Origin of the sequence: Oceanisphaera litoralis (assembly GCF_016907015.1) — a bacterium.
Taxonomy (GTDB): Bacteria; Pseudomonadota; Gammaproteobacteria; order Enterobacterales; family Aeromonadaceae; genus Oceanimonas; species Oceanimonas litoralis.
Map to the genome: position 1 here is coordinate 1 of NZ_JAFBBE010000018.1, position 15,981 is coordinate 15,981.

Below are 15,981 nucleotides of genomic sequence, written 5' to 3' on the forward strand. Positions count from 1 at the left end.
CTCGACTTGCATGTGTTAGGCCTGCCGCCAGCGTTCAATCTGAGCCATGATCAAACTCTTCAATTAAAGACTTGATGCTCAATGAATATATCTGGATTGCTGCTATTTCTAGTGCACTTCGACAAGACATTGAAAAACAATATTTTTTTGTTTCCCAACTACCTGCGAGTGCCCACACAGTTTGCTTGATAAATTGTTAAAGAGCGTGACCGTGGTTCTGGTCAGGGATGCGTATTCTACGCATTCCGTATTGTTCGTCAAGTGTTTAAAGCGACTTAATCTTCTGTCTCTCAAACCCTTGTGACCGTAGGCGTGTTGCCCCGTGTCAGTGGATGCGCATTATAGGGAGCGCCCGATTTTGCGCAAGGGCTTTTTTAATAAAAACCAACCGTCCGGTTGGTTTTTATTCGATATGCTAAATATTACGTCAGATCGGCGGCATTCTGCGCAAATTCGACCAGCGACGGATAGACAGCTTCCGCCAGAGCCTCGCCTTCGGCGGTAATTTCCTTGCCGGTACGCACCAGGATCTTGTGGCCGACACCCGCCGCTGCGGCAGCCTTCATGTCCGAGACCTTGTCACCCACCATATAAGAGGCGGCCAGATTGATGTTCAGCTCCTCGGCGGCCTCCAGAAACATGCCCGGCGCCGGCTTGCGACAATCGCACACCTGAGTTTCGGGACCTTGACCTTCGGTAGGATGATGCGGGCAGAAATAGATGCCATCCAGATCCACGCCCCGATCGGCCAGTGACCAGTCCATCCATTCGGTCAGGCGGATAAAGTCATCTTCACTGAACAGACCACGGGCGATACCCGACTGGTTGGTGACCACCACCAGCTGATAGCCTTTCTGCTTCAGTTGTTTCATGGCGTCGATCACGCCATCGATAAAGATAAAGTCGTCACTGTGGGACACGTAGCCGGTGTCCTGATTGATGACACCATCCCGGTCCAGAAAAATTGCCGCTGTAGTCACTAGAAGTTCCTATGGTTTAAGACGCAATGGGTTAAGACGCAGTTACAGTGGCAATAATATCACAGCCCTGGGGCGGTTGAGCCAGCCGTTGTCCACGCTCTATCTCCCGCTGAAAATGACAGGCGACGCTGTGCTCCTCACCGATAAGCGCTGGAACCTCGGCAATGCAGCGTTCTCCCACATAAGGGCAACGGGTACGAAAGTGACAGCCGGACGGCGGACTGGCCGGTGAGGGGGGCTCGCCATACAGCACAGTCGGCACCTTGCGCCGGCGGGGATCCGGCTCCGGAATAGCGGCGAGCAGGGCGCGCGTGTAGGGATGCAGGGGGCGACGATATAATTCTTCTGCCGGCGCCAGCTCGACGATACGCCCCAGATACATCACTGCTATATGATCCGAGATGTGTTTTACCACCGACAGGTCATGGGCAATAAACAGCATGGCCAGCTGGTATTCCTGTTGCAGCGACAGCAACAGATTGAGGATCTGGGACTGCACCGAGACATCCAGTGCCGACACCGCCTCATCACAGACCAGCAGCCGAGGCTTGAGCGCCATGGCCCGGGCTATGCCGATGCGTTGCCGCTGACCACCGGAAAATTCATGAGGGTAACGCTCCAGCGCCGAGGCCGGCAAGCCGACCCGTTCCAGCAGCTCGGCCGCCCATTGCTTGCGTTCCGCCGCCGTGCCCAGCCCGTGAATAATGAAGGGCTCCTGCAGTATGGTACCTATGGTATGGCGGCCATTGAGCGACTCCTGAGGATCCTGAAACACCAGCTGCATTTGTTGGCGCAGGGGCCGCATCCGTGAACGGCTGTAATCGGTGATATCCCGCCCCTCAAACAGAATACGCCCGCCACTGGGTTCGTGCAGCTTGAGCAGGCTGCGAGCCAGGGTCGACTTGCCGCAACCGGACTCCCCCACCAGGCCCAGGGTTTTGCCCGCGTCCAGCTCCAGACTGACCCCATCCACTGCATACAGGGTTTTGCCACGGCGCAAGAGGCCACTCCCCAGGGTAAAGTGCTGCTGCAGCCCTTCTATTTTCAATAACGGGCTCCTGGCGGCTTCCAGCTCCGGGCTCGAAGCCGCTTGCATCCGCGGGCTCATGCCTGCTTTCGGCAGTTCACTCATCGACGTAACTCCCGCCAGTGATGACACCAGACATGATGCGCCTCCTCTACCCGTTCCACTGCCGGTTGCCGCCGACAGCGCTCGGTCATGTAAGGACAGCGATTGGCGAAACGGCAGCCTTCCTGCTGCTCTTCAAGCGACGGTACCTGGCCTTTGATGGTGGCAAGCTCCGTCTTGCCGGGTTGATCGAGTCGAGGAATGGCCGACAGCAGTCCCTTGGTATAAGGATGCACCGGTCGCTCGAACAGGGTAAAGACATCGGCCTGTTCGGCACTGCGGCCCGCATACATCACCAGCACCTGATCGCAGACCTGGGCCACCACGCCCAGATCGTGGGTAATGAATAACACCGCCATGCCGGTTCTCTGCTGCAGTTCGCGGATCAGATGCAGTATCTGCGCCTGAATGGTCACATCCAGCGCCGTGGTCGGTTCATCACAGATCAGCAGGTCCGGTTCGCAGGCCAGGGCCATGGCGATCATCACCCGCTGCCGCATGCCGCCGGACAGCTGGTGCGGATAGGCTTGCAGCCTCGCCTCGGCTTCCGGTATACCCACCTGGCGCAACATCTGCGCCGCCGCCTGTTTTTGCGCCCGTTTGCCCAGTTCGGGTCTGTGTAACCGATAGACCTCCATCAACTGGCGCCCGACCGTATGCACCGGATTCAGCGCCGTCATCGGCTCCTGAAAGATCATGGCTATCTTGTTGCCACGGACCCGATAGCGTTGCTCGGCCGTCAGGGTCAGCAGGTTCTGTCCCTGAAACCGTGCCCGGCCGCCCACTACCTCGCCTGCCGGCCTGGGCAGCAGCCCCAGCAGACTCAGCGCCGTCACACTCTTGCCACAACCGGACTCACCGACCAGGCCCAGGGTCTGACCCGAGGCCAGCGAAAAACTGACATCGTCCACCACCCGAAACCGGCCGGCCTCGGTGGTAAAGCTGACCGCCAGGTTTTCGACTTCCAGCAGCGGCTCCATCAGTGCTCCTTCTGCCGCCAGGTTTCATCAATTTCCAATACCGGTTCGAAGCTGCGCTTGCCCGCTTCAACTTCCGCCTTCAGCGCGTCATCAATCCAGAACAGGCCACCGGTGCTGTGGGGCGCCCCTTCCATCGGCCAGAACAGCGATGGCGAATGGCGCGTCCCCTTGTGCTCGGGCAGACGCACATAACGCCAGTAGGCCTCGCGGGTATAGGGCACCTGATAACCGGGAATAAAGATCGCCAGCTCGTGCACTCGTCGCTGTATCCGGCGAGAAATACCGGCCTTGGCATCCAGATCCATGGTCACCCGGTATTGCTCTATCAGGGTGTCCAGTTCCGCATCGCTGATGTTGAACAGGTTATTGGTCTGCGGTTGATCCGCGTTCACCGAGTGGAAGAACTCCCAGTACTGGGGGTAAAGGCCGCTACCGCCCCAACCCAACCAAGCCGCCTCGTGTTTTTTCTCCAGCATCACCTTGAAGCCACTGGCGCCGTCCACCAGGTTCAGTTGCAGATCCAGCCCCGCCTTGCGCGCCTCTTCCCGCAGAATAGCCAGCCGGGCGGTATGTTCGGGCGTGGTATAGGTGACCGCCAGGCTGAGCGTATCACCGGCCGCGTTGTGCAGTATGCCGCCCGGCCCCTGACGGTCGTAGCCCGCTTCGGCAAACAGCGTCCGAGCCCGCTCGATATCGAACTCCCGAGCCCGGATATCCGTATCCATGAAATCACCGTAGCCGGTGCCGAAGGTGTGCATCCGCTCGTAGTCGCCGCGCAATATGGTGTCCAGCATGCGCCGCATGTTGATGGCATGAGCGATGCCCCGGCGTATCCGCACATCGCCGAGCCTGGGGTGAGCGGTATTGAGATGAAAGCCCTGAGCGCCGTGCGGAATGTCGTTGTAGAACCAGATGCGGTTGATCAACCCCTTGCGATATTCGGGGGTATCGGTTTTGTCGTGCCACCACTCCGGCAGTATCAGGCCGAAGGTGTCGATGTCACCGCGCAGAAAATGCCGATAGGCGATGTTCATGTCCCGCACCACATTCAGACGGATCCGGTCCACGTTAAAACGATGCCGGTAATAGGTGAGCTCGTTACCCCACCAGTCATCCAGTCGTTTGAAGGTGATGGAGCGCCCCCGTTTGACATCATCAATCACATAGGCGCCGGTGACGGGTGCCTTGGCCCAGTTATAGCGGCGCACCCAGTCGTCGGTCAGCTCATAAAAGTGACGGGGCTGGGGGGCCAGCCCTACGGTATTGAGCAATTCACGTCGGCTCTTGGGGCTGCCGGCGGTAACCGACAGGGTGTGTGCGTCGTATCGGGTAATATCGACGATTTCCTCGGTGTAGTAGTTGTTGTACCAGGGGGCACGGATCACCTCGGAACGCATCATCTCCCGCGCAAACAGAAAGTCGTCGGCGGTCACCGGCTCGCCATCGGACCAGCGTGCGGCCGGATTGAGTTTGAAATACATGGTTCTGTTGTCGTCACCGAAGGCCCAGTGGCTCGCCAGCGCCGGTATCGGCCGCTCGGTGTCGGGATGCAGGGCATAGAGGCCGAGCTGATTTTCCAGAATAAAGGAGCGAAACGAGGTGTTGGAGTCCGGCCCCACGGTACGGAAAGTCAGCGGAAAGCTCTGCAGGCTGCTGTTGAAGACCCCGCCCCGCCTGGCCTCGGGCGAGGCGAAGATGGGATCCTCGTTATTGGTCAGCCATTCCAGCTGGTTCGGTAACTCGGCCGCGCTTACGCCAAAGGCCAGCAGCCAGGTACTCAGTATTGTTATCCATTTTTTCATCGCATTCCCTGCCTATTCATAACGAGAGAAATGTTTGGGGTCGAAGGCCTCCCGAATGGCCTCGCCGATAAAGGAAACAGTGATCAGCACCAGCGACACCGCCGTCACCACCGAGGCCACGATCCAGGGGGCATCCAGATGATTGACGCCCTGGCGCAGCAGCTCACCCCAGCTGGGCGTGGGCGGTGGCAAACCGAAGCCGAGGTAGTCCAGCGCCGTCAGTAAGGAAATATTGGCCACCACGGTAAAGGGTGCCAGCGTCACTATCATCACCAGGGTATTGGGCAGAATATGATGCACGATAATGCGCCCCAGTCCGGCACCCTGTGCCCGGGCCGCCAGCACGTAATCCCGCACCTTCTCTCGATAGGTCAGGGTGCGCATATACCAGGTGATACCCATCCAGCCGAACAGGACATTGATACCCACAAACAACGTGAAATTCGGTTGTGTCAACGACACCAGTATCATGATGACGTAGAGAAAGGGCACCTGGGACCAGATCTCGATAAAGCGCTGAAACAACAGATCGAACTTGCCGCCGACAAAGCCCATCACGCAGCCCAGCAAGACGCCGATGGCATAGCTGGCGGTCAGGGCGATAAAGGCGAAACCCACGGCGGTACGAAAGCCGTATACCAGCCGGGCCAGAATATCCCGGCCCGAATTGTCGGTGCCCAGATAGTGCCTGTGCTCCAGGCTGGGGGCGTTGGGCGGATAACTGCCGCTGCTGTAGTCCTGCTCATAAGGGCTCCAGGGCACCAGGGGCAGCAGCACCCAGTTGCCGGGTTGACCGGCCTCGGCCTGTTCGGCAGCTTGTTCGGCAAATAAGGTTTTCAGCTCCCGGTAGTTGGTTTCGTACTGGTAACCGAGCCCGAAGGTATCGCCGGTGATCACGGCGCCGTAGGCGGGGAAATAGAGCCGGCCTTCGTATTTGACCAGCAAGGCCCGGTTGCTGGCCCACAGCTCGGCCGCCAGCGCCAGCACCACCATCAGCATGAACAGGCAGAAGGCATAGTAGCCGCGGCGTATGCTGCGAAAGCGGCGCAGCTTCTTGTAAGTAAGATCGGAGAACAGTCTAGCCATCGAAACGCACCCTGGGATCCACCATCGCCACGCAGATATCCGACAGTATATTGCCCACCAGCATCAACAGCGAGGTCACGGCCAGTATGCCCATCACCACCGGATAATCCCGCTCGACGATGGCCTCGTAGCCGAGCAGTCCCAGACCGTCGATATTGAAAATCACCTCAATCAGGAAGGAGCCGGCAAAAAACACCGAGATCACGTTGCCGAAATGGCTGGCGATGGGGATCATGCTGTTGCGCAGGGCATGGCCGGTTACCGCCTTGTGAAAGGGCAACCCCTTGGCCACGGCGGTACGCACGTAATCCGCCGACAGGTTTTCCATCAGGCTGTTTTTCATGGTCATGGTCAGGACTGCAAAATCGCCGATGGCGTAGGCGATCAACGGCAACAGCGCATGGTGAAACAGATTGAAAACCCTGGGCCAGAAACCGTCCAGATAATAGAAATCATCACCGACGAAGCCGCCCATGGGAAACCAGCCGAGCTGAAAGGAGAATACGGTGAGCAGGAAAATACCGACCACATAGGCCGGCAGCGCATAACCGGCATAGATCAGCATGGAGCTGATGCTGTCGAAGCGGCTGTTGTGTTTCAGTGCCTTGAGGATACCGAGCGGAATGGACACCAGATAGCTGAGCAGGAAGGTGCAGATGCCGAAGAAAGCAGAGATGGGGAGTCGCTCCTGAATCAGCTCCCACACCGGCAGGTAGTAACGGGTCGACTCGCCCAGATTCAGCCGTACCAGCTTGCCCAGCCACTCCCAATAGGCCTGGAACACCGGCTTGTCGAGGCCATAGAAGGCCTTCAGTTCTTCAATCTGCTCGGATGACAGCATCTGGCTGCCGCGAGAACTCTGACTGAATTCGCTGCTGTGCAACTGACTTTCCATCAGCATGCGCTCTACCGGTCCACCGGGCACGAACCGGGTGATGGCAAACACCACCAGGGTGATGCCCAGAAAGGTGGGTAACAGCAACAATAACCGACGCAGAAAATACTGGCCCATGGTTTTCCCTTAAGTTCGTTCCCTGAACACGGCTCGACCGAGTCTAAGTATCACCCTATCCCATGAACCGGCGACTTAGCAAGAAAGATACCGGCCCCCGCCCGCCCACCGGCTCCCCGGGGAAATTTACGTTGACTTGGACGTCCAGACGGCCTAGCATCCACTGCTATTAGTCATGCTTGCATGACTTGTCTCTACACTCATCTGTTAAAGCAGTGAATAACCATACCGGAAAGGCTCATCCTCCGATGATAAAGCTAACCAATATCAGTAAACGCTACGGTGAAGGTGACGCCGCCGTCCACGCCGTCAGAAACATCGACCTGGAAGTGGCCGCCGGCCAGATCATGGGCGTTATCGGGGAGTCCGGTGCCGGCAAAAGCACCCTGATCCGCTGCGTCAACATGCTGGAACGCCCCACCGAGGGTGGCGTCTTCGTCGACGGCCAGGATCTGACCCGGCTCAGCAACGGCGAGCTACCCCGTGCCCGTCGTAACATCGGCATGATTTTCCAGCATTTCAACCTGCTGGCCTCCCGCACCGTGTTCGCCAACGTGGCCCTGCCGCTGGAACTGGCGGGCATGGACAAGGCCGCCATCAAACAGCGCGTCAACGAGCTGCTGGAACTGGTGGGTCTGTCACATCGAGCCAGTGCCTACCCGAAAGAGCTGTCCGGCGGCCAGAAGCAAAGGGTCGCCATAGCACGCGCCCTGGCGCCAAAGCCCAAGGTACTGCTGTGCGACGAGGCCACCTCGGCGCTGGATCCCCAGACCACCCAGTCCATTCTCGGCCTGCTGAAAGACATCAACCGCACCCTGGGCCTGACCATACTGCTGATCACCCACGAGATGCATGTGGTCAAGAGTATCTGCGACCGGGTCGCCATTATCAACGATGGCGAACTGGTCGAGCAGGGCGACGTGGCCTGGTTTTTCGCCAACGCCAAAACCGAACTGGCCCGGCGCTTCATTTCCTCCACCATTAACCTGGACATTCCGGAGGAATATCGGCGGCGGCTGTCGACCGAACCGGAAACCGGCGCCCTGCCACTGGTGCGGCTCGGCTTTACCGGCGAAACCGTGGACACCCCGCTTATCTCTATTTTAAGCCGGGATCTCGATGTCGATGTGACCATTCTCAGTGCCGATATCGAATATGCCGGTGGCGTCAAATTCGGCTTCATGCTGGCCGAACTGGACGGACAACCGGCACAGACTCGGGCCGCACTGGCTTATCTTCAGGATCATAAAATTCAGGTGGAGTTACTCGGTTATGTCCGACGCCATGATTAATCTGCTGTTATCCGCCCTGTGGGAAACCCTGATCATGACCTTTGGCTCGGGCATCATCGCCTGCGCCCTGGGGATTCCATTGGGGATAGCGCTGCACGTCAGCAAGCCCGGTCAGATCTGGGAACACGCCGCCTTCAACAAGGTACTGGGCACCATCGTCAATATCGGCCGCTCCATCCCCTTTATCATACTGCTGGTGGCCATTATTCCCTTTACCCGAATGGTAGTCGGCACCAGCATCGGCACCGTTGCCGCCGTGGTGCCGCTGACCGTGGCCGCCATTCCCTTCGTGGCCCGACTGATGGAAGGCGCCCTGATGGAAATTCCGGCGGGCCTGGTGGAAGCGGCTCAGGCCATGGGCGCCCGCCGCCTGCAGATAGTCACCAAGGTATTGCTGCCCGAGGCCCTGCCCGGCATGCTCAATGGCATTATCATCACCCTGGTGACGCTGGTGAACTATTCCGCCATGGCCGGTGCCATCGGTGGCGGCGGCCTGGGGGATGTGGGAATTCGTTATGGTTATCAGCGCTTCGATCCTCAGATCATGCTGATTACCGTGGTGATGCTGGTGGTACTGGTACAAATCATTCAAAGCGCCGGCGAACGCCTGGTCGCTCGTGTAGATCATCGTTGATTGAAAAGGAGTTACCCGATGAAGTTAGGTTTTAAATCGTTTGCGACCCTGAGTGTACTGGCCTCTGCTCTGGCCCTGGCCGGCTGTGGTGAAAAGGCCAAGGACACCGCCGAAGCAGCCGCCAAGCCCCTGCGTCTGGGTGTGATTGCCGGTGCCGAAGAACAGGTGGCAGAAGTCGCCATCAAGGTGGCCAAAGAGCAATACGACCTGGATGTAGAGCTGGTGTCATTCAGCGATTATGTCACCCCCAACGTGGCCCTGAACGATGGCAGCCTGGATCTCAACGCCTTCCAGCACCAGCCTTATCTCGACAAGCAGATTGAAGATCGCGGTTACGATCTGGTGGCCGTGGGCAACACCTTCGTCTACCCCATCGCCGCCTATTCCAAGGTGATCAAGTCATTGGACGAGCTGGAAGACGGCGCCAAGGTTGCGGTACCGAACGACCCGACCAACCTGGGCCGTACCCTGCTGCTGCTGGAGCAACGGGGCCTGATCGAGGTGGATGATGCGGTTGGCCTGGAAGCCACCACCCTGAACATCACCGCCAACCCGAAAGCGCTGAACATCATCGAACTGGAAGCGCCTCAGCTGCCCCGCTCGCTGGATGACGTGGCCTTTGCGGTGATCAACACCACCTACGCCTCGCAGATCGATCTGCTGCCCGGGCGGGACAGCCTGTTCGTGGAAGACAAGGAATCTCCTTACGTGAACCTGATTGTCGCCCGCAAAGACAACCAGAACGACGAGCGGGTGCAGACCTTCATCAAGGCCTATCAGAGCGAAGAGGTCTATCAGGCCGCGCTGGAGCTGTTCAAGGGCGGTGTGGTCAAAGGCTGGTAACCCGGCCCACAAAAACCGTTCGAGGCCACGGCTTGCCGTGGCCTTTTTTCTTTGTGCTGCCATAATAACGAGTCAAACCGAGCTTTAGGGAACTTGTATGCAGAGATGGTACCTGGCCCATTGCCGTCCCAGGGAAGAAGAGAGGGCACTGCTGAACCTGAACAATCAGGAGATAGAGGCTTTTTACCCTTACGCCGAGGTCAAGAAACTGCGCCGGCGCAAAGTCGTGGTGCTGACCGAAGCCTTGTTTCCCGGCTATATCTTCGTACGTGCCGATCTGACCAAAACCAGCTCCATCACTATCAGCTCTACCCGTGGCGTGCGCAACCTGGTGCGCTTTGGCGGCGGCCCCTGCGAGGTGCCCGCCGAGGTGGTTTATGATCTCATGTGTCACTGCGACAGCGATGAGCTCAGAGAAAAACTGAGCGACGTTCCCCGTAGCGGTGACAAGGTGCGTATCACGGAAGGCCCCTTCGCCGGGCTGGAAGCAATCTATCAGGAAGCCGACGGCGAGACCCGCGGCATACTGCTGCTGACCATGCTGCAGAAGGCGATCCCGACCAGCTTCGCCAACGACGAGTTTAGCCGGCTGTAAAAAGTGAGGCGTGAGGCGTGAGGCGTGAGGCGTGAGGCGTGAATGATAAGATGAAATTACCTGTGTTCCAGCACCATCACCTTGTGGTGCTGCAGCGGCCGATAGCGGTCATAGCGCGGCTTTTCCATCAGGCTTTTCCACCACCGGCCCGGTGCCATTCCCAGCGGCAGCTCTAGTCCCAACCGAAAGCGGGACTCGACATTATCCTTGCTGTTGCTCAACAGCGAGCTCTGCAAGCGGAATATTCGCCAGGGCGCATAATTGAGCGACCACTGCCGGGACAAGGCCGCCTTGTCTTTATCGCCACTGCCATACAGGCTGAGTTGCCGCCCCTGCCATTGATAATACCGCCCCGACACACTCAAACCCGGCAAAAATCCCAGGCGACCCTCACCGAACCACAGCCGTCCGGATGCCGGTCGCTCCTGCCGGCCCGCTTGCCCCTGCCAGTCGGACAGCCCCCGGTATTGCCCGGCACCCAGAATCCAGTCTCGGTGATCCAGAAACAGCAGCAGGCCACCACGTCGATGATGCCAGGGGGTCTGATAATCCATTACCGGCTCGAGGTGACCGCTTATCGTCTCGGTCAACGGCTGCTCGAAGTGCAGCCCGGCCTGATAGGTCAGTCGTTCGTCTCTGTAATCCAGCCCCAGCACCCCCTGCCAGCGGGACATGACCGGCAACACCATGCGACTGCTGAGCAGGGGCTCCTTGTCGAACAGGGGCAGCTGATAATCCCAGTTCCACTGCTCGGGATTGAGCCAGGGCAGTGCGCTTAACTGCCGGGAGCCAAACCGCAGGGTATCATCGGCCAGGGAGGCACCTTGCTGCTCCACGAATTGATCCAGCTGATCGGTCGCCGCTGCCCTGGCTGCCGTCGCTATGGTGAGCAAAACCCGGTCGGTTTTGGGTGCCCGGGCAGGATCGGGCGGCCCCAGTCGAGGCAGCTCGAGCGGCGTATTGGTGGCCAGAGACATGCCGGGCGGGGAAGCGGTGGCTGCGGTCTGGCCCTTCACCGGCAGGCGGGGCCGGGGCAAGAGAGGTCGGTCCGGCACCCAAATCCAGTCTCCCGTCGTCAACGGCATCATGAAGCGCTCGTTATTGAAGTTCAGCCGCAGCTGGCGCTCGGTCAGCTGAAAGCGTGCCGCCAGCGAGCGCCAACTTTCACCGGGCAACACCTGGTGCATCACCATCAAGGGGCCCGCGGCCTGCGACAACATACTGAAGCAGAGCAACAGCAATAACAGAAAACAACGCATGAAGCTGGCTCCGGCCACCGTCAGGGCAAAGAGACGATATCTCTGCAGCAAGTGGCGATGACGATGATGATGATGACGATGATATCGAGCCTTGGCTATACCACTTTGGCTATCGAACCAGCGCATCGGATCTCAGCCCTGAAAGCCACACAGCAGACGATATTCTTCCAATAAATAAGTGTCCGTCATGCCACTGACAAAATCCAGCAACAGCCGGACCCGAAAGTACCATTCCCGTTCCCGCTCGCTCTCGAAGAAAGCCGCACTGCGACTGTCCCGTCGATACGCCGCCAGATGGCGCGGTGGCAGGCGATGATAAAGCCGACGCAACACCAGGCCCTTGGCATCCCGCCGGCTTTCGAGGCTGGTGAACTCCCGCTCCGGCAACGCCAGCAAGGGGGCAAAGGCTTCCAGTACACCTTTGAGGGCGGCAAAACCCGACAGCTCCAGCGCCTCCACCTCGCGACGATTGAATACCCGCCGGTGGGCGAAGTCCTTCAGCCACTGCAGGGCCTGGGCCGGGGCCTGCTCCACCGCCAGCAGGGCGCCATCATGGCTGCCCTCGAGAATGGCCTCATGATGAAACAGGTACTGCTCGCTGACCAGAATGAGCAAGTCATCGTTGATCGCCTGACGAAAACGGCTGAAAAAGCCGGGCTCGCCCACCCTCGCCTGTTGCCAGCAGTTTTTCAGATAATCATTCGCTTCGCTCAACAGCGCCAGCTCCAGCTCCGCCAGACTCAGTACGCCCCGGTCGACGGCATCTTCCAGATCCGCCACCCCATAGGCCATGTCGTCGGCTGCCTCCATCAAAAAGGCCAGCGGATAACGCCCCCGGGTAGTGCTCGGAAAGCGTGCCCTTATCTGTTGCACCAGAGAGCGCTCGCTGAAAAAATGCCCCGGCTTCTGTTGCCAGCGTCCGCCGGTTTTGCGCTGGTAGGCGCCGCGCACGTATTTTTGCAAGGCTGCCAGCTGGCTCAGGGTCAGATTCAATCCCTGCAGGCTGTGCAACAACCGCAAACTCTGGGCGTTACCTTCGAATTGTTGCAGATCGGCCATCAACATGGGCCACTGCCGGGAACCTTTGCCGACCGCCTGTTCGAACAGTGACGGCAACCGGGTGCCGAGCCAGTCGATCATCACCACTTCGCCAAAATGGCCGAATGGCGGATTACCGACATCGTGCAGCAGGCAGGCCATCTCTACCAGACTGACGAAGGCCGCCTTGTCGACGTCCTGCTTCATGTTGGCCAGCACCTTCAGCGCCAGCTGACGGCCGGTTTCCTTTACCTCCAGCGAATGAGTCAAGCGACTGCGCACCGAGGCCTTGACGTCCAGCGGGAACACCTGGGTTTTTTGCTGCAACCGCCGCACCGGCGAGCACTGCACGATACGGCTGCGATCCGCCTCTATCGCCGCCAGCGCCGTTTCCGGCTCGGCATCGGATTCAGGCCCGGGCCGCTGACGTTCACCCAGGATCAGCGCCTGATAATCACTCATACCCGACTCTCCAGCCACCGGCGCAGTACCACCAGATCCGCAGGTAGCAGGACGTTCAGCTCATTCACCCGGGCATCCAGCCGTTGCCACCAGTCGGGCAGATCCGGACTCTGAATCTGTTGTGCCAGCAGCTGCACCCGTTTCAAGCCGACCGAGCCGGCGGCGCCCTTGATCTTGTGGGCTTCCTCGACGATGCCGTCCTTGTCCTTCTCCGTCATAAAACCATTAAGCTTGCTCAGGTAATCCCCGGCCATGCTGTCGAGCATATCGACGCTGGATAACAGAATGCTGGCGCCGACCGTGTCCACATAATCGATCAGAAACACCGTATCCAGCACCTGTTGCTCATCGGCGTGAGCTGCGGTCCCGGTATCGGTTGCCATGGCGGGTTCGGTAACCGCCACCAGCGCCGGTCGGGTTTTGGACTGGGGGTGCGGCTGGGGTTGCGGCTGGGGTTGCGACTGGTGTTGCGGCTGGTCTTGAGGCTGGGGTCTATGGGCAAAGAAGCGGGCCAGCACGCCCTTGATGGCCTTGGACGACAGCGGCTTGCTGATGGCATCGTCCATGCCCCGCGCCAGATATTCCTCCTTGTCGCTGATCACGTTGGCGGTCAGGGCCACCAGCGGCGGCAGGCTCTTCGACTGTTCCCGCGCCTCTTCCCGCAGGCGGGCGGCAATATCGAAGCCGGTCATGTCCGGCAGCTGGATATCGAGGAACACCAGATCAAAGGGCATCTGCGCCAGCCAGGCGAATGCCTCGCCCCCGTCCCGGGCCACGGTCACCTTGTGGCCCAGCTTTTCCAGCAAGGCACAGGCGACGGTCACGTTAAGCTCCACATCCTCGACCAGCAACACCGACAGCGGTGGCAAGTGTGCGACCACAGGATCGTCGACCGGCGCCTGAGTTCTCGGCACCCTGATGGTCATGCTGAAGCAGGAGCCTTCTCCGGGTTCGCTGTCCAGCTCTATGGTGCCGTGCATGGCATCCACCAATTGCTGCGACACCGCCAGGCCGATGCCGGTGCCGGTAGCGTGCTTGTTGCCCTCTATCTGAAAATAGAGCGCAAAGATTTTCTGCTGCAGCTCGACCGGAATGCCGATGCCGGTGTCTTCGATATCGAAGCGCAGGGTCACTTCGCCCGGGGTCAGCTCGTCGGCCATGCAGCGGATGGTGACGCCGCCATCATCGGTGAACTTGACCGCATTGCCGACCAGGTTCCACAGTACCTGCCGCAAACGGGTACCGTCAGCCAGGATCCACTCGGGAATGTCACCGTCCCGGTCGAAGTGCAGGTAAAGCCCTTTCTGCTCGGCCTGCAGCCGGGCCAGGCTTTCCAGATCATCCAGAAACCCGGGGAAGTCCATCGGCTCGGGAGCCAGTTCCAGTCGACTGCGATCCACCTTGTCCAGATCGATGATGTCGTTGAAGATATTCCCCAGGGTCACGGCGCTGAAGTGAATGGTCTTGAGGTGCTGTCGCTGTTCCTGATCCAGCCTGGTGGCCAGCAGAATGCGGCTCAGGCCGACGATGCCGTTCAGCGGCGTACGCAGCTCGTGACTGATGGTGGAGATGAAGGTGGTTTTATCGCGGCTGGCTTTTTCCAGCTCCTCCTGATAGCGCTTGCGCTCGGTAATGTCCCGGCCGAAGCCCAGCAACCCAAGACGCTTGCCATTGCGATCGAAGAAGGGCACCTTGCGCAGCTCGAAGCAGGCATGGTGGCCATCGGGATACTGCAACCATTGCTCGTACGTCTGGCTTTCATTGCGGACGAACACTTCCTTGTCGGTTTCCACCACCTTCTCGGCCACCTCTGCCGGATATACATCGAAGGGGGTCAGTCCGATCAGTTCTTTTTCCTGGCGGCCGAGCAGGTTCTCCATGGCTCGGTTACAGCCGGAAAATTCTTCCAGTTCGTTGCGGTAATACACCAGATCCGGCGAAGTATCGATAAAGGAACGCAACAGGGCTGAGCGCTCCTGAGATTCCAGCTGCGCCTTCTCCCGCTGGTAGACTTCCGCCTCCAGATCCTCAATGGCTTGCTGGCGGGCAGTCTCTGCCTTGTGAGTTTCTTCTATCTGGCGATTGAGCAGCTCTATTTTTTCCTGCAACTCGTTGTTGAGCTCCAGATCCCGCTCCCGCATCTGCTGCAGCCGCTGCACCAGTCGGCTGAGCCGCTGGCGGGAATCTTCCAGCTGATCCACCACCACCGACAGAAAGTAGACCGCCCAGGGCGTGACCAGCAGTCCGAAAAAGACGGAGCGAACCATATCGATGGATTCCACCGTTCCTCTGAGAAACAGCGTCACGCCCACCTGGATAAAGATGGCCAGCAGTATGATACAAGCGGCCAGCAACATGCTGAAACGTACTATGCCCAGCTTGCTCATCAGATCAACATAGTATTGCGCCCATGTTTTTATGGGTTTCATCGGTTATTCCCGTCAACAACAGCATAAAAGCAGGATACCGGCTTAGTCGCAGGCTGTCATGCCGATGAGCCGATGGCCGGATATGCTCTAAAATGAAGTCAGGATGAACGGAGCAATATAACTGATCAATAGGCGAGTAACTTTATCTCAAACGAATTACTTCTCATTTGGTTTACCTGAGAAAATGAAATGTTATGCTGTTAAAATGCATTTATAATCTCAAAATAAGGGGTTTAATCCTCGCAAATTGCGATAAATGTGGCTACTAAACCAGAAAAAAGTGAGACTTGGGTCAAACCTGAGTCGCAAAATGTAGTAAAAAAACAACAAAAAACATTTAATTTTATATTTGACTGATATTAACTAAAACACAACACAATAATCCGATATTTAGTTCATAATTAAGATTTATCGCCAAACAACTGGGTTTTACGCTGGAA

At 58.4% G+C, this 15,981-nt stretch carries 13 protein-coding genes and 1 rRNA gene; 4 read left to right on the forward strand and 10 right to left on the reverse strand.

Annotated features, from left to right (window positions below):
• From HNR62_RS11650 to HNR62_RS11680, 7 genes are all read right to left on the reverse strand, one after another.
• Positions 1-66: ribosomal RNA gene (locus HNR62_RS11650) — 16S ribosomal RNA — on the reverse strand; the annotation flags it as partial.
• 356 nt (positions 67-422) lie between these two features.
• Positions 423-980, reverse strand: coding sequence for a D-glycero-beta-D-manno-heptose 1,7-bisphosphate 7-phosphatase (gene gmhB / locus HNR62_RS11655; RefSeq protein ID WP_204796267.1), 558 nt, complete (start codon positions 978-980; stop codon positions 423-425).
• 31 nt (positions 981-1,011) lie between these two features.
• Positions 1,012-2,076: an ABC transporter ATP-binding protein gene (locus tag HNR62_RS11660; protein ID WP_204796340.1), complete on the reverse strand. Its 1,065-nt coding sequence runs from the start codon at positions 2,074-2,076 to the stop codon at positions 1,012-1,014.
• A 32-nt stretch (positions 2,077-2,108) separates the two neighbouring features.
• A complete protein-coding gene (locus tag HNR62_RS11665) occupies positions 2,109-3,089 on the reverse strand; it encodes an ABC transporter ATP-binding protein (RefSeq protein WP_204796268.1) in 981 nt (326 codons plus the stop codon).
• A complete protein-coding gene (locus HNR62_RS11670) occupies positions 3,089-4,891 on the reverse strand; it encodes an extracellular solute-binding protein (RefSeq protein ID WP_204796269.1) in 1,803 nt (600 codons plus the stop codon). Before HNR62_RS11670 ends, HNR62_RS11665 begins: the two co-directional genes overlap by 1 nt.
• Before the next feature lie 12 nt (positions 4,892-4,903).
• Positions 4,904-5,977 (reverse strand): ABC transporter permease, encoded by a 1,074-nt coding sequence (locus HNR62_RS11675; protein ID WP_204796270.1) that lies wholly within the window; start codon positions 5,975-5,977, stop codon positions 4,904-4,906.
• A complete protein-coding gene (locus HNR62_RS11680; RefSeq protein WP_204796271.1) occupies positions 5,970-6,989 on the reverse strand; it encodes an ABC transporter permease subunit in 1,020 nt (339 codons plus the stop codon). The genes HNR62_RS11675 and HNR62_RS11680 overlap by 8 nt, the downstream gene beginning before the upstream one ends.
• A 248-nt stretch (positions 6,990-7,237) precedes the next feature.
• Here HNR62_RS11680 and metN point away from each other — a divergent pair, with 248 nt between their 5' ends.
• The 4 genes from metN (at position 7,238) to rfaH (ending at position 10,353) form a co-directional block, all read left to right on the forward strand.
• Complete coding sequence (metN, locus tag HNR62_RS11685; RefSeq protein WP_204796272.1) at positions 7,238-8,281, forward strand: methionine ABC transporter ATP-binding protein MetN; 1,044 nt, start codon at positions 7,238-7,240, stop codon at positions 8,279-8,281.
• The gene (locus HNR62_RS11690; RefSeq protein WP_204796273.1) at positions 8,262-8,915 is read left to right on the forward strand and encodes a methionine ABC transporter permease; all 654 of its coding nucleotides are present in this window, start codon (positions 8,262-8,264) and stop codon (positions 8,913-8,915) included. The genes metN and HNR62_RS11690 overlap by 20 nt, the downstream gene beginning before the upstream one ends.
• A gap of 18 nt (positions 8,916-8,933) precedes the next feature.
• Entirely contained in the window at positions 8,934-9,758 is an 825-nt protein-coding gene (metQ, locus tag HNR62_RS11695) for a methionine ABC transporter substrate-binding lipoprotein MetQ (RefSeq protein ID WP_204796274.1), read from the forward strand.
• Between the two features lie 97 nt (positions 9,759-9,855).
• Positions 9,856-10,353, forward strand: a complete 498-nt coding sequence (rfaH, locus tag HNR62_RS11700; protein ID WP_204796275.1) for a transcription/translation regulatory transformer protein RfaH — start codon at positions 9,856-9,858, stop codon at positions 10,351-10,353.
• Between the two features lie 56 nt (positions 10,354-10,409).
• Here the strand turns inward: rfaH and HNR62_RS11705 are convergent, their stop codons facing one another.
• The 3 genes from HNR62_RS11705 to arcB are packed head-to-tail and all read right to left on the reverse strand — an operon-like array spanning position 10,410 to position 15,541.
• Positions 10,410-11,738: an inverse autotransporter beta domain-containing protein gene (locus HNR62_RS11705; protein WP_204796276.1), complete on the reverse strand. Its 1,329-nt coding sequence runs from the start codon at positions 11,736-11,738 to the stop codon at positions 10,410-10,412.
• 6 nt (positions 11,739-11,744) lie between these two features.
• The gene (dgt, locus tag HNR62_RS11710; protein WP_204796277.1) at positions 11,745-13,112 is read right to left on the reverse strand and encodes a dGTPase; all 1,368 of its coding nucleotides are present in this window, start codon (positions 13,110-13,112) and stop codon (positions 11,745-11,747) included.
• On the reverse strand, positions 13,109-15,541 hold the full coding sequence (gene arcB, locus HNR62_RS11715; RefSeq protein WP_204796278.1) for an aerobic respiration two-component sensor histidine kinase ArcB: 2,433 nt from the start codon (positions 15,539-15,541) through the stop codon (positions 13,109-13,111). Before arcB ends, dgt begins: the two co-directional genes overlap by 4 nt.
• Positions 15,542-15,981: the final 440 nt, after the last annotated feature.